The sequence below is a fragment of the Muricoccus nepalensis genome (assembly GCF_006438825.1).
In the GTDB taxonomy this organism is placed as follows: domain Bacteria; phylum Pseudomonadota; class Alphaproteobacteria; order Acetobacterales; family Acetobacteraceae; genus Roseomonas; species Roseomonas nepalensis.
Window position 1 is genome coordinate 25,865 of the sequence record NZ_RCZP01000010.1, and the last position, 18,439, is coordinate 44,303.

At 72.7% G+C, this 18,439-nt stretch carries 18 protein-coding genes; 8 read left to right on the forward strand and 10 right to left on the reverse strand.

From position 1 onward, the window contains the following. Nucleotides 1–84 precede the first annotated feature (84 nt). From EAH89_RS12425 to EAH89_RS12435, 3 genes are all read right to left on the reverse strand, one after another. On the reverse strand, nucleotides 85–666 hold the full coding sequence (locus EAH89_RS12425) for a hypothetical protein (protein WP_140883473.1): 582 nt from the start codon (nucleotides 664–666) through the stop codon (nucleotides 85–87). A gap of 47 nt (nucleotides 667–713) precedes the next feature. After that, nucleotides 714–1,502, reverse strand: coding sequence for an SDR family oxidoreductase (locus EAH89_RS12430; RefSeq protein WP_140883474.1), 789 nt, complete (start codon nucleotides 1,500–1,502; stop codon nucleotides 714–716). 77 nt (nucleotides 1,503–1,579) lie between these two features. Further along, nucleotides 1,580–2,458, reverse strand: coding sequence for an aldo/keto reductase family oxidoreductase (locus EAH89_RS12435; protein WP_140883476.1), 879 nt, complete (start codon nucleotides 2,456–2,458; stop codon nucleotides 1,580–1,582). A 94-nt stretch (nucleotides 2,459–2,552) separates the two neighbouring features. Between EAH89_RS12435 and EAH89_RS12440 the strand changes: the two genes are divergently transcribed. Next, entirely contained in the window at nucleotides 2,553–3,461 is a 909-nt protein-coding gene (locus EAH89_RS12440) for a LysR family transcriptional regulator (RefSeq protein ID WP_140883477.1), read from the forward strand. Between the two features lie 21 nt (nucleotides 3,462–3,482). On the opposite strand, the gene hemE is transcribed toward EAH89_RS12440, so the two are convergent. Then, complete coding sequence (gene hemE, locus EAH89_RS12445; RefSeq protein WP_140883479.1) at nucleotides 3,483–4,535, reverse strand: uroporphyrinogen decarboxylase; 1,053 nt, start codon at nucleotides 4,533–4,535, stop codon at nucleotides 3,483–3,485. A 330-nt stretch (nucleotides 4,536–4,865) separates the two neighbouring features. Between hemE and EAH89_RS12450 the strand changes: the two genes are divergently transcribed. Together EAH89_RS12450 and EAH89_RS12455 are read left to right on the forward strand one after the other, a co-directional pair. After that, nucleotides 4,866–5,741 (forward strand): pyruvate, water dikinase regulatory protein, encoded by an 876-nt coding sequence (locus EAH89_RS12450; protein WP_140883481.1) that lies wholly within the window; start codon nucleotides 4,866–4,868, stop codon nucleotides 5,739–5,741. Continuing rightward, nucleotides 5,741–6,358 carry a Maf family protein gene (locus EAH89_RS12455; RefSeq protein ID WP_140883483.1) on the forward strand — a complete coding sequence of 206 codons (618 nt, stop codon included), beginning with the start codon at nucleotides 5,741–5,743 and terminating at the stop codon, nucleotides 6,356–6,358. The genes EAH89_RS12450 and EAH89_RS12455 overlap by 1 nt, the downstream gene beginning before the upstream one ends. A gap of 13 nt (nucleotides 6,359–6,371) precedes the next feature. On the opposite strand, the gene EAH89_RS12460 is transcribed toward EAH89_RS12455, so the two are convergent. Then, nucleotides 6,372–6,872, reverse strand: a complete 501-nt coding sequence (locus tag EAH89_RS12460; protein ID WP_206667536.1) for a serine O-acetyltransferase — start codon at nucleotides 6,870–6,872, stop codon at nucleotides 6,372–6,374. A gap of 254 nt (nucleotides 6,873–7,126) precedes the next feature. Here EAH89_RS12460 and EAH89_RS12465 point away from each other — a divergent pair, with 254 nt between their 5' ends. The 3 genes from EAH89_RS12465 to EAH89_RS12475 are packed head-to-tail and all read left to right on the forward strand — an operon-like array spanning nucleotide 7,127 to nucleotide 9,491. Next, nucleotides 7,127–7,411: an acyl carrier protein gene (locus EAH89_RS12465; protein WP_206667537.1), complete on the forward strand. Its 285-nt coding sequence runs from the start codon at nucleotides 7,127–7,129 to the stop codon at nucleotides 7,409–7,411. Then, complete coding sequence (locus EAH89_RS12470; RefSeq protein WP_140883488.1) at nucleotides 7,408–8,772, forward strand: ANL family adenylate-forming protein; 1,365 nt, start codon at nucleotides 7,408–7,410, stop codon at nucleotides 8,770–8,772. The genes EAH89_RS12465 and EAH89_RS12470 overlap by 4 nt, the downstream gene beginning before the upstream one ends. Further along, nucleotides 8,769–9,491, forward strand: coding sequence for an SDR family NAD(P)-dependent oxidoreductase (locus EAH89_RS12475; protein WP_140883490.1), 723 nt, complete (start codon nucleotides 8,769–8,771; stop codon nucleotides 9,489–9,491). The genes EAH89_RS12470 and EAH89_RS12475 overlap by 4 nt, the downstream gene beginning before the upstream one ends. 25 nt (nucleotides 9,492–9,516) lie before the next feature. Here the strand turns inward: EAH89_RS12475 and dnaQ are convergent, their stop codons facing one another. The 3 genes from dnaQ to EAH89_RS12490 form a co-directional block, all read right to left on the reverse strand. Further along, nucleotides 9,517–10,239 (reverse strand): DNA polymerase III subunit epsilon, encoded by a 723-nt coding sequence (gene dnaQ, locus EAH89_RS12480; protein ID WP_140883492.1) that lies wholly within the window; start codon nucleotides 10,237–10,239, stop codon nucleotides 9,517–9,519. Between the two features lie 339 nt (nucleotides 10,240–10,578). After that, entirely contained in the window at nucleotides 10,579–11,175 is a 597-nt protein-coding gene (coaE, locus tag EAH89_RS12485; protein WP_140883494.1) for a dephospho-CoA kinase, read from the reverse strand. Continuing rightward, complete coding sequence (locus EAH89_RS12490; RefSeq protein WP_140883496.1) at nucleotides 11,172–12,032, reverse strand: shikimate dehydrogenase; 861 nt, start codon at nucleotides 12,030–12,032, stop codon at nucleotides 11,172–11,174. The genes coaE and EAH89_RS12490 overlap by 4 nt, the downstream gene beginning before the upstream one ends. Before the next feature lie 122 nt (nucleotides 12,033–12,154). Between EAH89_RS12490 and gshB the strand changes: the two genes are divergently transcribed. After that, nucleotides 12,155–13,102, forward strand: coding sequence for a glutathione synthase (gshB, locus tag EAH89_RS12495; RefSeq protein WP_140883497.1), 948 nt, complete (start codon nucleotides 12,155–12,157; stop codon nucleotides 13,100–13,102). Between the two features lie 2 nt (nucleotides 13,103–13,104). Next, on the forward strand, nucleotides 13,105–14,895 hold the full coding sequence (locus EAH89_RS12500; protein WP_140883499.1) for a CocE/NonD family hydrolase: 1,791 nt from the start codon (nucleotides 13,105–13,107) through the stop codon (nucleotides 14,893–14,895). A gap of 268 nt (nucleotides 14,896–15,163) precedes the next feature. On the opposite strand, the gene dnaJ is transcribed toward EAH89_RS12500, so the two are convergent. Continuing rightward, nucleotides 15,164–16,312, reverse strand: a complete 1,149-nt coding sequence (gene dnaJ, locus EAH89_RS12505) for a molecular chaperone DnaJ (protein WP_140883501.1) — start codon at nucleotides 16,310–16,312, stop codon at nucleotides 15,164–15,166. A 122-nt stretch (nucleotides 16,313–16,434) separates the two neighbouring features. Then, entirely contained in the window at nucleotides 16,435–18,381 is a 1,947-nt protein-coding gene (dnaK, locus tag EAH89_RS12510; protein WP_140883503.1) for a molecular chaperone DnaK, read from the reverse strand. Nucleotides 18,382–18,439 lie beyond the last annotated feature (58 nt).

Sequence of the window (18,439 nt, forward strand, 5' to 3'; positions counted from 1 at the left end):
TCCTGTCATCCCGGCACGATCAGCGCCGCCACGCGCCTGGGACCCCTGATCCCGCGGGGCCCGCCGCGCCGGACGCCGGGCCCTTCATCCACCCTCCCTCAGGGCTTGTAATTGAAGGCCGCAACGGCTCCGGGTGTCTTCCGCCAGATTCGCCGAGAAGCAGTTCCCGAAAATCCAGTCCACTCGTTGTTTCCTCAAGGCTTCCAGGCAACGCGTACCGCGACCGATGAAGTTCACCTCGATAATGCGGGACAGCGGATCATCGAAATTGCGGGACGATTCGGCCTGCACCTCCGTTTGTTCCCAGATCTTGTAAGGAGGTATCCCGGCCTCCGAAAGTTTTTGCCGGACCGAATCCAGGCGGCGCCGGAGCAGGGGCAGTCCCAGAGCCTCAATCTCCGAACGAGTGGCACGAGCGCGCAGGAGTAAACCAGCACCATCCGTTCGCCAGACATCGACGATAACCTCGAACGCGCCCCTGATCTCGACCGCGGTGTCTTCCCCCCATCTGAACTGGATGATGAAGGGCGTCGCGCCGACACCGCATTGGTGGGGCGCCATATCACCGGGATAGGGAACCGATGCGCCCTGCCCAAGGGCATGGAGTGGCAGGGCGACGACCAGCGCCGCGCCGGCAAGGAACAACCCCTTCACGCTCACCTCCACGGTCCGCTCCGATGGCGGGGGATGAGGGCCCCTCTGGCACCCGCCCCCTAGATACAGCGCGTGCCGCCGCCGTCGACGTCGATCATCGTGCCCGTGATGTAGCCGGCGCGGTCGGAGCAGAGGAAGGCGACGAGGCCCGCCACCTCCTCCGGCTCGCCCAGCCGGCCGAGCGCGACGCCCTCGACCGCCGCCCGGTTCTCCGCCTCGGCGCTGCGCCCGGCCTGCGCCGCGCCCTGCTCGGTCAGCGCGTCCCAGCGCGGCGTCCGGATCGGGCCGGGGTTCACGCCCGTGACCAGCACGTTGTCGGCGGCGCATTCCTGCGCCAGCGCGTGGGTGAAGGCGAGCAGCGCCGCGTTCACCGAGCTGCCGACGATGTAGGCCGCCCGCGGCTGGTGGCCCGAGCGGCCGATGATGTTCACCACCCGCCCCCAGCGCCGCGCCCGCATGCCCGGCGTCAGCGCGCGCGCGGCGCGGGCGTAGCCCATGAGCTTGAGGTCGATCGACTTCGCCCAGGTGGCGTCCGGCGTCGCGCCGAGCCGTCCCATGGGCGTCGCCCCCGCGTTGTTCACGAGGATGTCCACGCCCCCCAGCGCTGCCTCGGCCGCGGCCATCGCCGCCTCCACCGCCGCCGCCGTCGAGAGGTCGGCCGCGATGGGAAGCACGGTGCCGCCCGTCTCCCCCGAGAGGTCGCGCGCCGCCGCCTCCAGCCGGGGCGCGTCGCGGGCGAGGATGGCGACCGCCACCCCCTCCGCCGCCAGCTCCCGCGCGATCGCCCGGCCAATGCCGAGCGACCCGCCGGTCACGACGGCGCGGCGGCCGCGGAGGGCGAGATCCATGGGGCGCTTCCTTCCCGTCGGGCACGGGGAAGGCTTCCCACGGGGGGCGCGGGTGTCAACCGCGGCCCCACCCTGCCTCAGCCCGCCGTCCCGCCCGCGATCCCGTCCAGCCGCGCCATCGCCTCGGCCGGCAGGTCGAGGTCGGCGGCCGCGAGGTTCTCCCGCAGGTGGGCGACCGAGGAGGTGCCGGGGATAGGCAGGATGTTGGGCGAGCGCCGCAGCAGCCAGGCGAGGGCGACCCCCATCGGCGTCGCGCCCAGCCCCTCCGCCACCGCCGACAGGGTGGAGGACTGGAGCGGGCTGAACCCGCCGAGCGGGAAGAACGGCACGTAGGGGATGCCGTCCCGCGCCAGGGCGTCGATCAGCGCGTCATCGCGGCGCTGGGCGAGGTTGTACTCGTTCTGCACGCCGGCGATGGCGCAGATCCGCCGCCCTTCCTCCACCTGCGCGGGGGTGACGTTGCTGAGGCCGATATGGCGCACCAGTCCCTTCCGCTGGAGCTCGGCCAGGGCGGTCAGCGGCGCCTCGATCGAGCCCTCGGCGGGGCCGGCGACGCTGAGCATGACGCGCAGGTTCACCACCTCCAGCGCGTCGAGGCCGAGGTGGCGGAGGTTGTCGTGCACCGCCTCCGTCAGATCCTCGGCGGAGAAGGCGGGCAGCCAGGAGGCGTCGGCGCCGCGGCGGGCGCCGATCTTGGTGACGATGACGAGGTCGTCGGGATAGGGCGAAAGCGCCTCCCGGATCAGCTCGTTGGTCACGTGCGGCCCGTAGAAGTCGCTCGTGTCGAGGTGGTTGACCCCGGCCGCCACCGCCCCGCGCAGCACGGCGAGCGCCGCCGCGCGGTCCCGCGGGGGGCCGAAGACGTGCGGCCCGGCGAGCTGCATGGCGCCGTAGCCGAGGCGCCGCACGGGGCGGTCGCCGAGCTGGTAGGTACTGGGCTGGTCGATGCGGGTCATGCGCGCTCTCCTTGAACCACCCCTAGCTGGGCCGGCCCCCGCTGCGCGATAACGGGCCACAATCCGCACGGCCCGTGCGCGAAAGCGGACAATCATGGACGACCTCGGCGACCTCAACGCCTTTCTCGCCGTGGCCCGCGCCGGCGGCTTCCGCGACGGCGCGCGGGCCGCCGGCGCCAGCGCCTCCGGCCTCAGCGACGCGGTGCGGCGGCTGGAGGCGCGGCTCGGCGTGCGCCTGCTCAACCGCACCACCCGCAGCGTCGTGCCCACCGAGGCCGGCCGGCGCCTGCTCGAGCGCCTCGGCCCCGCCCTGGGCGAGGTGGAGGCGGCGCTGGACGCGGCGCGCGGCGACCGCGACCGCCCGGCGGGCACGCTGCGCCTGAACGTGCCCATCAGCGCCTCCCGCCTCGTGCTGCCGCGCCTCGTGCCGCCCTTCCTCGCGGCCTATCCCGGGATCCGCCTGGAGGTGATCGCCGAGGACGGCTTCGTGGACGTGCTCGCCGCCGGCTGCGACGCCGGCATCCGCTACGACGAGCGGCTGGAGGGGGACATGATCGCGATCCCGATCGGGCCGCGGGTTCAGCGCTTCGCCACCGCCGCCTCGCCGGACTACCTCCGCCGCCACGGCTGCCCGGACCACCCGCGCGACCTCCTGCGCCACGCCTGCCTCCGCGGCCGCTTCCCGAGCGGCGCCATGCCCCCCTGGGAGTTCGAGCGGGGCGGCGAGGCGGTGCGGGTGGACCCCACGGGTCCCCTCCTCGTCAGCCTCGGCGGGGCGACGGACCTCGCCGTGGAGGCCGCGGTCGCCGGCACCGGGATCATCACCCTCTTTGAGGACTGGCTGCGCCCGCACCTCGACGCCGGCGCCCTGGAGCCGGTGCTGGAGGCCTGGTGGCCGGCCTTCTCCGGGCCCTTCCTCTACTACCCCGGGCGCCGCCTGGTGCCGGCGCCGCTCCGGGCCTTCATCGACTTCGTGCGGGCGCGGGAGAGCGGCCCCGGGTGAGGAAGGGCGCCGCGCGGCCCCTCACGCCCCGCGGTGCACCTGCTCCACCAGCGCCGCCACGTGCTCGATCGGCGTGTCCGGCGTGATGCCGTGGCCGAGGTTGAACACGAAGGGCCGCCCGCGCATAGCGTCGAGGATGCGCGCCGTCGCCGCCCGCAGCGCCTCGCCCCCGGCCACCAGCACGCGCGCGTCGAGGTTGCCCTGCAGCGTCACCCCCTCGGGCAGGGGTCCCGTCAGGTCCACCGTCTCGTCCAGCCCCACCGCGTTCACCCCGGCGCGCGCCGCGTAGGCGGGGATGCCGGGCCCCGCCAGGCGCGGGAAGCCGATCAGCGGGTAGTCCGGCCCGAGCCGCGCCCGCAGCCGCGCGGTCAGGACGATGGTCGGGTCCAGCACCCAGCGCTCGAAGCCGTCGGGCGGCAGGAGGCCGGCCCAGGAGTCGAAGAGCATCAGCGCCTCCGCCCCCGCCTCCGCCTGGGCCACGAGGTAGTGCTCGGCCGCCTCGATGAGCGTCTCGAAGAGGGTCTCGAGGAGCGCGGGATCCTCCTCCGCCATGCGCCGGGCGACGGGGAAGCCGTGGCCGCCGCGGCCGTCGATCATGTAGCAGGCCACCGTCCAGGGGGCGCCGGCGAAGCCGATCAGCGCCGTGCCGGGATGGTCGCGCTCCAGCCCCTCGCGGATGCGGGACACCGTCTCCATGATCGGCGCGGCGCGGCGGGCGGCCTCGCCCGGGCGAAGCGCCGCCAGCGCGTCGCGCGTGCGGACGGGCTCGAGGATCGGCCCCACCCCGTCCTCGCCCCCCTGGCCGTAGCGGAGGTCCTGCCCCATGGCCCAGGGCAGCATCGGCAGGTCGGTGAAGAGGATGGCCGCGTCCATCGGGAAGCGGCGCAGCGGCTGGAAGGTCACCTCGGCCGAGAGCGCGGGGTTGAGGCAGAGCTCCAGGAAGCCGCCCGCCTCCTCCTTCGTCGCGCGGTACTCGGGCAGGTAGCGCCCGGCCTGGCGCATCAGCCAGATGGGCGGCGGCCAGACGGCCTCGCCGCGCAGGGCTCTGAGGAAGGGCTTGTCCGACGGGTCCATCCCTCTCTCTTCTCTCTAATTAGGATTCTTAGAAAGGAGGGGTGGTAGGTAGTTGCCTGTGAGTCCTGTGGACGCAGGCGCCGGCACCATCCGTCCCGAGGGTTTTCCACAGGCGCGCGGGCGCCGCGACTCGGCAATCGGGGGCGAGTCGGGGATTCGCTCCGGATGACTCGGCCGCTCGCAGGCGATTCAATCCCCCGGGGCGGGAGTCGTGACTCGCCGCCCCCGTGACTCATGGGGGGTCGTCCCGCCCCCGGATTCATCCCCAGGACTCACCCTCGTGAGTCGCGTCCTCCCCAGGAGGCGCCGCTTCGGTCTAGGCTCCGGCCGATGCCCCGCACCACCAACCTCCACCTCGTCTCCGACAGCACGGGGGAGACCCTCAACTCGTTGTCGCGCGCGACGCTCGCGCGCTTCGAGGACCCGCACGTCATCCAGCACCGCTGGTTCCTCGTGCGCTCGCGCTTCCAGCTCGAGCAGGTGCTGGAGGGCATCCAGGCGGAGCCCGGGCCGGTGGTCTTCACCCTGGCCGACAAGTCGCTCCGCCACAGCCTGGAGGAGTTCTGCGGGCGCCTCGGCGTCACCAGCCTCTCGGTGCTCGACCAGACGCTCGACCTCCTCCAGCGCGAGATCGGGGAGGCCGCGAAGGAGAAGCGGGCGGCCCAGCACGTGCTCGACGCCGACTACTTCCGGCGGATCGACGCCATGCACTACGTCCTCGCCCACGACGACGGCCAGGGCACGGCCGGCATCGCCGAGGCCGACGCCTGCCTCGTCGGCGTGTCGCGCAGCAGCAAGACGCCGACCTGCTTCTACCTCGCCAACCGCGGCATCAAGGCGGCCAACGTCCCCATCGTCCCCGGCGCGCCCCTGCCGGTGGAGCTCGAGAACCCCCCCTGCCCGATCATCGGCCTGACCATCGAGGTGAACGCCCTGCTCGAGATCCGCCGCCACCGCCTGAAGCTCATCGGCACCGGCGGCGTGCGCCAGGACGCGACGGACTACGTGGACCCCGAGGCCGTGAAGGCCGAAATCCTCGCGGCCCGCCGCCTCTGCACCGCCCGCGGCTGGCCGGTGATCGACGTGACCCGCCGCAGCATCGAGGAGACGGCGGCCACCGTGCTGCAACTGATGGAGGCCTGGCACGCGCGCTCCGCGCCCCCGGGCACGCCGCACGGCGCCAACCAGGGCCCGCCGGCGCGCTGATGAGCGATCTCCAGGCCCCCGCGCCCCCCCTCGTCCTCGCCAGCGCCTCCGCCGCGCGCCGCGCCCTGCTGGAGGCGGCCGGCCTCCGCTTCGAGGCCGTCGCCGCCGCGGTGGACGAGGGCTCCATCAAGGAGAGCGCGCGGGCCGAGGGCTTCCCCGCCGCCGACGCCGCGCTGATGCTGGCCGAGGCCAAGGCCCGCCGCGTGGCAGCCCGCCGGCCGGAGGCGCTCGTGATCGGCTGCGACCAGATCCTCGTCCTGGGCGACCGCTGGTTCGACAAGCCGGAGGGGGAGGAGGGCGCCCGCGCGCATCTCCGGGCGCTGCGCGGCCACTCCCACGTCCTCGTCACGGCCGTGCTCTGCTGGCGGGGCGGCGAGCGGATCTGGCAGCACGTGGCCACCCCGCGCCTGGCCATGCGCCCGGTCTCCGACGCCTTCCTCGACGCCTATCTAGCGCTCGAGGGCGCGCGCGTGACGGAGAGCGTCGGCGCCTACCGGCTGGAGGGCCCGGGCGTGCAGCTCTTCGACCGGGTGGAGGGCGAGCACGCGGCCATCCTCGGCCTGCCGCTGCTCGCGCTTCTCGGCTTCCTCCGCCAGCACGGGGTGCTGCTGGCCTGAGGGCCGCGCCGCCTCAGGCGGCCCGGCTCCGCGGCATGATCTTGGACATCGGCGCGAAGACGGTGGCGCCGGCGGGCACGTCGGTCAGGACCACGGCGTTGGGGCCGATCCGCACGTCGTCGCCGATCTTGACGCCGCCGACGATCATCGCCCCCGCCCCCACGTCCACGCGGTTGCCGACCACGGGCGCGTGGGCCACGAAGTCCCGCTCGAGCACCGCGCCGAAGGTCACGCCCTGGCGAACGAGGCAGTCGTCCCCGATCGTCGCGTGCTCGTGGATGACGATCCCGCCCTGGTGGCCAATGTGAAAGCGGCGCCCGATCTTGGCCGTGGCGAAGATTTCGATACCGTAAATATTCCTGACGTACCGGCGTAGAAACGTGTGAAGAGACCAGGCTGCCTTCTTTTTCAGCCCGCTTTGCGACAAGGCCCAGACGCCGAGCCGATAGGTCGCGATGGCGCGGAAACCAGGAAGCGTCCAGTCACGGTAGTGATTGTTGTAGTCCTCCTTCAAGTATCCAATGAAGCTCAGCGGAGCCGATCTGGATGGAGCCTCGACGAAACGGGTGTTAACGTCGGCGCTGTGCATAGTTTCGTCTGACATGTTCCCTCGCGATCCCATCTGACGCAGAGTTGATCTTTCGATCAACAGGCCGTGATTATGCGGTGATCACCGTATCATTACGAAGGCACTTGCACGTTTCCGGACTAAAGCCAAGCCCGCGATGAACAGCAGGTGACATCGCTGTCATGTCAGGAGCATTACGGGTGAACAGTCAGGCCGCGATCGTCACAACCGACCCGAGCATCAGGAACACTATCCTCGCCCTTTACGAGGAGGTCGTGCAGGGCAAGGACGGCGCGAGCGGCGCACCACTGACCGACGACACGGTCCTGCTCGAGAGCGGCCTGGACTCCCTCGGCTTCGCGATCCTGGTGGCCCGCCTCGACGAGGAGCTCGGCTACGACCCCTTCTCGCTCAGCGACGACCCCTACTACCCCCAGACCTTCGGCGAGTTCGTGACCTTCTACGAGAGCAACCGCCCGTCATGACCGCCGCCCCCGGCCCGGTGGGCCGCGGGGAGGCGATCGCCTTCGAGGGGGAGGGAACCGCCCTCTCCTTCGACGCGATCGCGTGCCCGCCGCCCCCCCTGCGCGGCATCGAGCCCGGCGCCGCCGTCGCCCTCCACCTCGCCGATCCCGTGAAGCTCGCCTGGGCGCTCGCCCATCTCGGCGGGCGGGCCGGGCGGCTCGTCCTGGTGGCCGCCGACACCGCCCCGGCTCTCCTCGCCCCCCTCCTCGCGGAGGCTGGGGCCGATCTCCTCCTCACGGACCGCGATGGCCTGCCCGCCCTGCCCGCCCGGGCGCTCCGCTGGGACGGCCTGGCCGAGCCGACGGGCCCTGCCCTGCCGCCCGTGGGGATCGAGACGGAATGGGTGCTGGCCACCTCCGGCACCACGGGCGCGCCGAAGCTCGTGCAGCACGGCTGGGCCTCGCTCACCCGCACGGTGCGGAGGGGCGGCGCGCCGCAGCGCTGGGGGCAGGTCTACAATCTCTGCCGCTTCGCCGGCCTGCAGGTCTTCGTCCAGAGCCTCCTCAGCCGCTCCACCCTCGTGCTGCCGCGCCTGGACCGGCCGCTGGCCGAGCAGGTGGCGACCCTCGCGCGCGGCGGCGTCACGGCGCTCTCGGCCACGCCCACCCTCTGGCGCAAGATCCTGATGCTGCCCGAGAGCGCGTCGCTGCCTCTCCGCCAGGTGACACTCGGCGGCGAGATCGCGGACGGCTTCATCCTCGGCGCCCTGGCCGAGCGCTTCCCGCGGGCGCGCGTCGTCCACATCTACGCCTCGACCGAAGCGGGCGCCGCCTTCTCCGTGAAGGACGGCCTGCCGGGCTTCCCCGCCGCCTACCTCGATCCCGGCAGCCCGGCAGGCGCCCTGTTGGAGGTGCGGGAGGGGCGGCTCTTCGTCCACAACGGCGGCGTGCGGCCCGGCTATCTCGGCGGCGCCCGCTTCGCCGACGAGCGCGGCTTCGTCGACACCGGCGACATGGTCGAGCGCCGCGGCGACCGCTTCCACTTCCTCGGCCGCGCGAACGGCATGATCAACGTCGGCGGCAACAAGCTCTACCCCGAGGAGGTGGAGAACGTCCTTCTCGCGCACCCCGCCATCCGCTTCGCCCGCGTGGCCGCGCAGCGAAGCCCGATCATGGGCCAGCTCGTCACGGCCGAGGTGGTGCCCGCGGCCGCAAACGCCCCCGACCCGGCCGGCGGGCGCGAGCTCGTGAAGGCGCTGCGCCACCACTGCCAGGACCGGCTGGAGCCCTGGAAGGTCCCGGCCCTCATCCGCGTCGTCGCGGCCCTCGGCCCCAACGCCGGCGGCAAGCTGGAGCGGCGGCCCGCCGGGCGCGCGGCGTGAGGACCGTCCTGGTGACGGGCAGCACGCGCGGCCTCGGCCTCGCGGTCGCCGAGCGCCTCCTCGAGGAGGGCTACGGCGTCGTGGCCACCGGCCGCGCCGAGACGCCGGAGCTCGCGGCCCTGCGGGAGGCGAGCGGCGGCCGCCTCTCCTTCGCGCCCTTTGACCTCTCCGAACCCGACGGCATCTACGCCTTCGTGCACGCGCTGACGGCGGCCCACGGCACCTTCTGGGGCCTCGTCAACAACGCCGCCGTCGGGCTCGACGGGGTGCTGGCCACCCAGCACAACCGGGACATCGAGCGCCTGATCCGCGTCAACGTCGTGGCGCCCATCGTGCTCACGAAATACGTCTCGCGGGGGATGATCGCCGCGCGCGAGGGGCGGATCGTCAACGTCTCCTCGATCATCGCGACCACCGGCTACTCGGGCCTGGCCGCCTACGCCGCCTCCAAGTCCGCGCTCGAGGGCTTCACGCGGTCGCTCGCGCGCGAGCTCGGGCGCGTCGGCGTCACAGTCAACGCCATCGCGCCCGGCTACATGGAGACCGACATGACCAGCGGCCTCGGGGGCGAGAAGGTGGACGCGATCCGCCGCCGCAGCGCCCTCCGGCGCCTGCCCTCGCCGGCCGAGGTCAGCCACGCCGCCGCCTACCTGCTGGGCCCCGGCGGCGCCGCGGTCACGGGCACGGTGATGACGGTGGACGCGGGCAGCACGGCCTGAAGGGGGGCAAGGGCCGCCCGGCGCGTCACGGCGCGGCGGGCGGCGCCCCGTCTAGGCTGGCCCCGTCCATCACGGCCCAGAGCGGGTCCTTCAGCTTGCCGAGGAAGGCCGCGTGCCGCTCCAGGTCCTCCGCGCGGGGCACGATGGGCCGCGGCCTGCGGATGGCGGGCCCGCTGGTCGCGACCACGCCCGAGCGCGAGCCCCCGAGCGTCGTCGCCAGCGCCAGCCCCGGCTGCTTGCCGCCCATCAGCTCCAGGTAGACCTGGCCGAGGAGCTGCACGTCGAGCAGCGCGTTGTGCGTGGTTCGCGCCGAGAGGTCGATGCCAAAGCGCCGGCAGAGCGCGTCCAGCGAGTTGGGCAGGCCGGGGAAGCGCTTCTTCGCCATCACCAGCGTGTCGACCATGCGGCTGCGGTCGATGCGCGGCGTGTTCGCCCGGTCGAACTCGTGGTCGAGGAAGTTGAAGTCGAACGGTGCGTTGTGGGCGATGACGGGGTCGTTGCCGAGGAAGCCCAGCAGCTCCGGCAGGATGGCCGGGAAGAGCGGCTTGTCCGCCAGCATGGCGGCGGTGAAGCCGTGCACCTTGGCGGCCTCGGGCGGCACGTCCCGCTCGGGGTTGATCAGCCGATGGAAGGACCGCCCGGTGGGCATGAGGTTCACCACCTCGATCGCCGCCACCTCCAGCACGCGGTCGCCGGTGGCGGGGTCGAGGCCAGTGGTCTCGGTGTCGAGGATGAGGGCGCGGGTCATGGGGGGAGTTTAGGGGAGTTGGGGCGGCGGCCGAAGGGGGTTCCCCCGGCCGCCGCCGCAGCTCCGCCCGTCAGGGCTCCCAGGGGGAACCCTGCTCAGGCGGGGGCCAGCGGATCAGTCGCGGCGGTTCGCGGGCACGCGGATCGGGGCGTGGTCCAGGGCCACCCGCGCCGCGACATTGGCCGCCGTCAGGGCGGCCAGGACAACGAGGAACATGGTCGTCAGCACTGTGTTAATCCCTTGTTTTCCCTCACCGGAGGGTGACAGAGAGATGGTGACGAAGACGCCTTTGGCCCCACGGCGGCGGCGCATGGCTGGCCCCTGCCGGCCGCTTGCCCCCTAGCCTTGATCCGCCAGCAGCCGCCGCATCATCCGCTGCGCGTGGTGGCGCGACAGCCCGGTGCGGATCAGATGGTCGGCCCGGCGGCGGCGCAGGCTGTCCGGCACCTGGCGGGCGAGGATGGCGCGCAGCCGCTCCTCTGTCATGCCGCGCCGCCGCAGCACCCGCGCGCGCTGGATGGCCGGCGGCGCGGTGACGACGATGACCGCGTCCGCCCGCCGCTCGCCCCCCGTCTCGAACAGCAGGGGAATGTCGAGCACCGCCAGCCGCGCCCCCCGCCGCCGCGCGCGGGCGAGGAAGCGCGCCTCCTCCCGCCGCACCAGGGGATGCACGATCGCCTCCAGCCGCCGCAGCGCCGCGGGGTCGGTCAGCACGACCCGGCGCAGCGCCTCGCGGTCCACCATCGGGCCGCCCGCGGCCGGGCGCGTCGTGCCGGGAAAGGCGGCGGCGATGGGGCGCACGGCGGCGCCCCCCGGCCCCTGCAGCCGGTGCACCGCGGCGTCGGCGTCGAAGACCGGGATACGGTGGCGGCGCAGCGTGTTCGTCGCGGTGGACTTGCCCATGCCGATCCCGCCGGTGAGCGCCCAGATCTTCACGTCCGGGGAATGTCCGACGCGACGAAGGCGCGAAGCGCGGCGTCCACCGCGGGCATGGTGCCGAACCAGGCCTCGAAGCCGCGGCGGCCCTGGTGCAGCAGCATGCCCAGCCCGTCCACCGCGACGAGGCCGCGCGCGCGGGCCGCCGCGAGCAGCGGCGTCTCCAGCGGCACGTAGACGAGGTCCGCCACCACCGCGCCCGGCGGCAGCCCCGCGAGGTCGATCGCCAGCGGCGGCTGGCCCTGCATCCCCAGGCTGGTGGTGTTCACCAGCAGCGCCGCGCCCTCCAGCGGCGGGTGGTCGGCGACCTCCACGATGCCCCCGTGGGCGCGAAGCGCCGCGGCCAGGGCCTCGGCCCGGGCGCGGCCGCGGTTCACCAGGGTGAGGCGCGGGCAGCCCGCGGCCAGCAGCGCGTCCGCCACCGCCCGCGCGCCCCCGCCGGCGCCGAGCACCACCGCCGGCCCCGCCTCCGCTCGCCAGCCCGGCGCGCCCTCGCGCAGGCTCTGCAGGAAGCCCCACCCGTCGGTGTTCCAGCCCTCGATCCGCCCGTCCGGGTGGAAGACGAGCGTGTTCACCGCGCCGATCCGCCGCGCCTCCTCCTCCACGAGGTCGCAGGCCGCGAGCGCCGCCTCCTTGTGGGGGATGGTGACGTTGGCGCCCGCCAGCCCCAGCGCCGGCAGCGCCCGCAGCGCCGCCCCGAAATGCCGGGGGTCGAGCGGCAGCGGGATGTAGGCGCCGTCGATCCCGTGGCGGTCGAGCCAGAAGCCGTGCAGCCGGGGCGAACGCGAATGGGCAACGGGATGGCCGATGATGCCGGCCACGCGGGTCTTGCCGGTGTGGGTGCGGGGAAGCTGCATGGCCCCCACATAGCGCGGCCCGCGAGATCGCGCAGCCGGCGCCCCCCAGGCCGCCCCCCTCTGGCGCATCCGCCCGAGGGATGCGACCAAAGCGCCAAAGCGGATCGCGAGGAACAGGACCCATGGCCAAGACCCTGCGGGTGGCGGTGCAGATGGACCCAATGGAGAGCATCGGGATCGAGGGCGACAGCACCTTCGCCCTCATGCTGGAGGCGCAGGCGCGCGGCCACGCCCTCTGGCACTACCACGTCCGCGACCTGGCGCTGCACGGCAACCGCGTGACGGCCTGGGCGCATCCCGTGGAGGTCCGGCGGGAGAAGGGCAACCACTTCACCTTCGGCGCCGAGGTGGAGCTCGACCTTGGCCGCGACGCCGACGTGGTCCTCATGCGCCAGGACCCGCCCTTCGACATGGCCTACATCACGGCCACCCACATCCTCGAGCACATCCACCCGAAGGTGCTCGTCGTGAACGACCCCGCCAGCGTGCGGAACGCGCCCGAGAAGCTCTTCGTCACGCACTTCCCGGACCTCATGCCAGAGACGCTGGTGACGGCCGACCGCCGCCGCATCGCCGCCTTCCGCGAGAAGCACGGCGACATCATCGTCAAGCCCTTGTTCGGCAACGGCGGCGCCGGGGTGTTTCACATGAAACCGGACGACAGCAACCTCAACTCCCTCATCGAGATGTTCACCGAGCGCTCGCGCGAGCCGCTGGTCATCCAGAAATACGTCCCCGCCGTGCGCCAGGGCGACAAGCGCATCATCCTCGTGGACGGCGAGCCGATGGGCGCGATCAACCGCGTGCCCGCCGAGGGCGAGGCGCGCTCGAACATGCACGTGGGCGGGGTGGCCGTGCAGACGACGATGACGGACCGCGAGAAGGAGATCTGCGCCGCCATCGGCCCCGAGCTGAAGCGCCAGGGGATGATCTTCGTCGGCATCGACGTCATCGGCGGCTTCCTCACCGAGATCAACGTCACCTCCCCCACCGGCCTGCAGGAGGTCGCGCGCTTCGACGGCGTGCACCTCGAGCGCGCGATCTGGGACGCCATCGAGGCGAAGCGCTAGCCGTGTCGGACGCGGACCGCGCGGGCGCCGCCTGGCGCGTCCCCCCCTCCGCCTACGCCGCCGCGCGCGAGGCGCCCTTCGCCCTGCCCGCGCGCCCCGCGTCCCGGTACCTGACGATGCGGGACGGCTGCCGGATCGCGGTGGATGCCTGGCTGCCCGAGGGCGCGGCGGGCCCCGTGCCAACCGTCGTCATCCTCACCCCCTACTACCGCCGCTTCGCCGTTCGCGCGGGCAGCGACGCCGACGCCATCCCCAACGCCGGCAAGTTCGTCCGCCACCTCGTGCCCCGTGGCTACGCGGTGGTGGTCGTGGACGTCCGCGGCACGGGCGCGAGCTTCGGCACGCGCGACAGCTTCCGCTCCCCGCGCGAGCGCGAGGACAGCCGCGAGATCGCCGACTGGATCGTGGCCCAGCCCTGGTCCGACGGCCGCCTCGGCGCCACCGGCGTCTCCTACCCCGGCGCCGCCTCCGACTTCCTCGCCAGCACCGGGCACCCCGCGGTCCGCGCCATCGCGCCCCTCTTCGCGGTCTGGGACACGTACGCCGACAACTACTTCCCCGGCGGCGTGCTGCTGAAGGACCTCGCGCGCGGCTACGACGACGTCATGGTCGCCATGGACCACGACCGGCGCGACTTGCTGAAGCGCATCGTCTACTACGCCCACCCCGACCTCGAGGGCCCCCACCCCGTGGACGAGGACCCCGACGGCACGCTGCTCGCCGAGGCGCTGCGCGAGCACCGCGGCAACTTCCGCATGCCCGACTTCGTCGGCGAGTTCCGCTTCCGCGAGGAGCCGCTGCCCTACGACAGCACCTTCTCCTCCGCCTCCTTCAGCCCCTACTCCGTCAGCGCTGGCATCGCGAAGGACGTGGCCGTGCTCGCCTGCTCCGGCTGGATGGACGGCGCGGGCTACGCCAACGGCGCGATCGCCCGCTTCCTCACGCTGCGCGACAACCCCGTGCACCTCCTCCTCGGCCCCTGGGACCACGGCGCCCGCTGCAACGTCTCGCCCTGGCGCCGCGCGCAGGCGCCCGACTTCGCCCTGCTCGACGAGGTGCTGCGCTTCTTCGACGAGTACCTGATGGGCCGCGACACCGGCCTGCGCGCGGAGGCCCCCGTCCACTTCTTCAGCCTCCACGCCGAGCGCTGGCAGGCCGCGCCCTCCTGGCCCCCCATCCCCGAGGCGACGCGCCTGCCGCTGGACACCGCCGCCGGTCCCGCCGACGAAATGCGTGCCGACTTCGCCTGGGGCAGCGGCAGCGGCACCCGCTACGAGCGCATCGCGGCCGTGGACAGCACGACCTACCACGCCGACTGGGGCGCGCGGAGCGAGGCGCTGCTCTCCTGGACCTTCGCGCCCCTCGCGGAGGCAACGGAACTCACCGGCCACGCCGTCGCGGACCTCGTGCTGACCTCGAGCGAGCCCGACGCCGCGCTCTTCGTCTACCTCTCCGAGATCGAGGCCGACGGCACCGTCCGCTACGTCACCGAGGGCGTGCTGCGCGCCCTGCACCGGCGGGAGAGCGAGGCGCCCGCCACCTACCGCACCACCTGGCCCTTCCGCTCCTTCCGGCGCGAGGACGCGGCGCCCCTGCCGGTGGGCGAGCCCGTGCGGATCCGCGTGCCGCTGCTGCCGACCTCCTGGGTCTTCCAGCCCGGCAGCCGGATCCGCCTGTCGCTTTCCGGCGCGGACGCGGACCACGCGGTGCAGGTGCCGCACGGCCGGCCGCCGGTGCTGCGGGTGGACCGCGCCCGCTCGGGCCTCGACCTGCCGATGCGGGCGTTCGGGTAAGGGGGTCGCCGCCGGCCCTCGGAAGGCTCCGCCTCCCGAACCCTCCGCCGGGGTGGCAGCGGCCACCCCGGACCCCGCGGAGGTTTTGAAGCGCGCCTGAGGTCGATGACCTCAGGCGACCGACAGGTCAGTCCGCGGGGCTTCTAGAATAATCCGAGGGCACTACCCCGGCCGGTTCAGCCCTGGAAAAACAGATCGCGGGGTCCGGGGAGCCCGCCGGCTCCCCGGCGGAGGGCCTGGGAGGCAGAGCCTCCCAGGGTCACCCGTGCTACCGCCCCAGCCCGTCCCAGAACTCTTTCACGCGGGAAAAGAACCCCTCGCTCTCCGGGCTGGTCCGGCTCTCCGACGTTGCCTCCGCCTCGAACTGCTCCAGCAGCTCGCGCTGCTTCGCCGTCAGGTTCTGCGGCGTCTCGACGGAGACCTGCACGTACATGTCCCCCCGTGCCGCGCTGCGCAGGATGGAGAAGCCCTTGCCCCGCAGCCGGAACTGGTCGCCCGCCTGGGTGCCGGAGGGGATGGAGACGCGCGCCCGCCCGCCGTCGATGCTCGGCACGTCCACCGCGCCGCCCAGCGCCGCCTGCGTCATGCGCAGCGGCACGCGGATGAAGATGTTGTTCCCCTCCCGCTGGAAGATCGGGTGGGGGCGGATGCCGATGTCGACGTAGAGGTCGCCCGCCGGCGCCCCGCGCAGCCCCGCCTCGCCCTCTCCCGCGAGCCGGATGCGCGTGCCCTCCTCCACCCCCGCGGGGATGGTCACGTTGAGGGTGCGGTCCCGCTCCACCCGGCCGGCGCCCTGGCAGACCTTGCAGGGGTTCTTGATGATCCGCCCGCTGCCGCCGCAAGTCGGGCAGGAGCGCTCGACGAGGAAGAAGCCGGACTGCGCCCGCACCTTGCCCGCGCCCTTGCAGGTCCCGCAGGTGTCGGTCTGGGCCTTGCCGCCCTCGGCGCCCGAGCCCGAGCAGTTGTCGCAGACGACCGAGGAGGGGACGCGGATCGTCGTCTTCGTGCCCGCGAAGGCCTCCTCCAGACCGATCGTCACCTCGGTGCGGAGGTCCGAGCCGCGGCCGGTGTTCTGCTGGCCGCGCCCGCGCGCGTTCAGGTTGCCGAACATCTGCTCGAAGATGTCCTCGAACCCGCCGCCGCCGCCGAAGCCGCCACCCCCGCCGAAGGGCCCGCCGCCCCCGCCGCCGCCCTCGAAGGCCGCGTGGCCGTAGCGGTCGTAGGCCGCCCGCTTCTCGGCGTCCTTGAGGACGTCGTAGGCCTCGTTCGCCTCCTTGAACTTCGCCTCGGCCGCCTTGTCGCCGGGGTTGCGGTCGGGGTGGTGCTGCATCGCGAGCTTGCGGAAGGCCTTCTTCAGCCCGTCCTCGTTCACGTCCCGGGCGACGCCCAGCACCTCGTAGTAATCACGCTTGGCCATGTGTGTTCCCGTGCGGGGCTCTCGCTCAGCCCTGTAGGGTTGCGGTCAATCCGGTGCCACAAAAAAGAAGCGCCCGGCCCGCGTGTGCGATGCCGGGCGCCTCCCTCATGCCGCGGGGCCGATCAGCCCTGCTTCTTCTTGTTGGGATCGACGTCCTCGAACTCGGCGTCGACCACCTTGCCGCCGGGGCCGCCTGGGGCCCCGTTCGGGTTGGCGTTGCTCGGCCCGCTGGTGCCCTCGGCGGCGGCGGCCGCCTCGGCCTCGGAGCCCGCCTTGTAGACGGCCTCGCCGATCTTCATCGACGCGGCGGACAGGCGCTCGCCCGCGGTCTTCATCGCCTCCGGGTCGGCTCCCTCCAGCGCGCTGCGCGCGGCGGAGAGGGCGGCCTCGACCTCGCCCTTGTCGGCCTCGGCGAGCTTGTCGCCGTTGTCCTTCAGGGCCTTGTCGGTGGAGTGGACGAGGGCCTCGAGGTTGTTGCGGGCCTCGACGGTCGCGCGGCGCTGCTTGTCGGCCTCGGCGTTCGCCTCGGCGTCGCGCACCATCCGCTCGATGTCGGCGTCCGACAGGCCGGAGCGGGCCTGGATCTTGATCTGCTGCTCCTTGCCCGTCGCCTTGTCCTTCGCCTGGACGGAGACGATGCCGTTCGCGTCGATGTCGAAGGTCACCTCGATCTGCGGCACGCCGCGCGGCGCCGGCGGGATGCCCTGCAGGTCGAAGTTGCCGAGCAGCTTGTTGTCGGCCGCCATCTCGCGCTCGCCCTGGAAGACCTTGATGGTCACCGCCGTCTGGTTGTCGTCGGCGGTGGAGAAGGTCTGGGACTTCTTCGTCGGGATGGTCGTGTTGCGGTCGATCAGCCGGGTGAACACGCCGCCCAGCGTCTCGATGCCGAGGCTCAGCGGGGTCACGTCGAGCAGCAGGACGTCCTTCACCTCGCCCTTGAGCACCGCGCCCTGGATCGCGGCGCCGATGGCGACGACCTCGTCCGGGTTGACGTTGCGGGCCGGCTCCTTGCCGAAGAAGGTCTTCACGGCCTCGATGACCTTGGGCATGCGGGTCATGCCGCCGACCAGGATCACCTCGTCGATCTCGCCAGCCGTCACGCCCGCGTCCTTCAGCGCGCTCTTGCAGGGCTCGAGGGTGCGCTGGATGAGGTCGTCGACCAGCGCCTCCAGCTTCGCGCGCGTCAGCTGCAGCACGAGGTGCTTCGGCCCGGACGCGTCGGCGGTGATGAAGGGCAGGTTGATCTCGGTCTGCTTGGCCGAGGAGAGCTCGATCTTCGCCTTCTCCGCGGCTTCCTTCAGGCGCTGTAGCGCCAGCTTGTCGCCGCGCAGGTCGATGCCGTTCTCGCGGCGGAACTCGTCGGCCAGGTAGTCGATGACGCGCTGGTCGAAGTCCTCGCCGCCGAGGAAGGTGTCGCCGTTGGTGGACTTCACCTCGAAGACGCCGTCGCCGATCTCGAGGATCGACACGTCGAAGGTGCCGCCGCCAAGGTCGTACACGGCGATCGTGCCGTGGTTCTTCTTGTCGAGGCCGTAGGCGAGGGCGGCCGCCGTCGGCTCGTTGATGATGCGCAGCACCTCGAGGCCGGCGATCTTGCCCGCCTCCTTGGTCGCCTGGCGCTGGGCGTCGTTGAAGTAGGCGGGGACGGTGATGACGGCCTGCGTCACCTTGTCGCCGAGATAGGCCTCGGCCGTCTCCTTCATCTTGCCGAGGATGTAGGCGCTGATCTGCTGCGGCGCCTGCTTCGTCCCGCCCGCGTCGACCCAGGCGTCGCCGTTGTCGGCGCGCGCGATCTTGTAGGGGACGAGGGAGATGTCCTTCTGGACCATCGGGTCGTCGAAGCGGCGGCCGATGAGGCGCTTGACGGCGTAGAGCGTGTCCGTCGGGTTCGTCACGGCCTGGCGCTTGGCGGACTGGCCGACGAGACGCTCCCCGTTCTTCGCGAAGGCAACCATGGAGGGGGTGGTGCGCGTGCCCTCCGCGTTCTCGATGACCTTCGTCTCGCCGCCTTCCATGATGGCGACGCAGGAATTGGTGGTGCCGAGGTCGATACCGATGACCTTGCTCATCCGTCACTTCTCCTTTGCGGCGGCCGGGGCACGGCCCATGAATCGAGGCACCGTGCGC

Excerpts from the sequence above, each read along its gene's own strand:
- EAH89_RS12430 (WP_140883474.1), bottom strand. The coding sequence starts at position 1,502 with ATGGATCTCGCCCTCCGCGGCCGCCGCGCCGTCGTGACCGGCGGGTCG.
- EAH89_RS12435 (WP_140883476.1), bottom strand. The coding sequence starts at position 2,458 with ATGACCCGCATCGACCAGCCCAGTACCTACCAGCTCGGCGACCGCCCC.
- EAH89_RS12440 (WP_140883477.1), top strand. The coding sequence starts at position 2,553 with ATGGACGACCTCGGCGACCTCAACGCCTTTCTCGCCGTGGCCCGCGCC.
- hemE (WP_140883479.1), bottom strand. The coding sequence starts at position 4,535 with ATGGACCCGTCGGACAAGCCCTTCCTCAGAGCCCTGCGCGGCGAGGCC.
- EAH89_RS12450 (WP_140883481.1), top strand. The coding sequence starts at position 4,866 with ATGCCCCGCACCACCAACCTCCACCTCGTCTCCGACAGCACGGGGGAG.
- EAH89_RS12455 (WP_140883483.1), top strand. The coding sequence starts at position 5,741 with ATGAGCGATCTCCAGGCCCCCGCGCCCCCCCTCGTCCTCGCCAGCGCC.
- EAH89_RS12470 (WP_140883488.1), top strand. The coding sequence starts at position 7,408 with ATGACCGCCGCCCCCGGCCCGGTGGGCCGCGGGGAGGCGATCGCCTTC.
- dnaQ (WP_140883492.1), bottom strand. The coding sequence starts at position 10,239 with ATGACCCGCGCCCTCATCCTCGACACCGAGACCACTGGCCTCGACCCC.
- EAH89_RS12490 (WP_140883496.1), bottom strand. The coding sequence starts at position 12,032 with ATGCAGCTTCCCCGCACCCACACCGGCAAGACCCGCGTGGCCGGCATC.
- gshB (WP_140883497.1), top strand. The coding sequence starts at position 12,155 with ATGGCCAAGACCCTGCGGGTGGCGGTGCAGATGGACCCAATGGAGAGC.
- dnaJ (WP_140883501.1), bottom strand. The coding sequence starts at position 16,312 with ATGGCCAAGCGTGATTACTACGAGGTGCTGGGCGTCGCCCGGGACGTG.
- dnaK (WP_140883503.1), bottom strand. The coding sequence starts at position 18,381 with ATGAGCAAGGTCATCGGTATCGACCTCGGCACCACCAATTCCTGCGTC.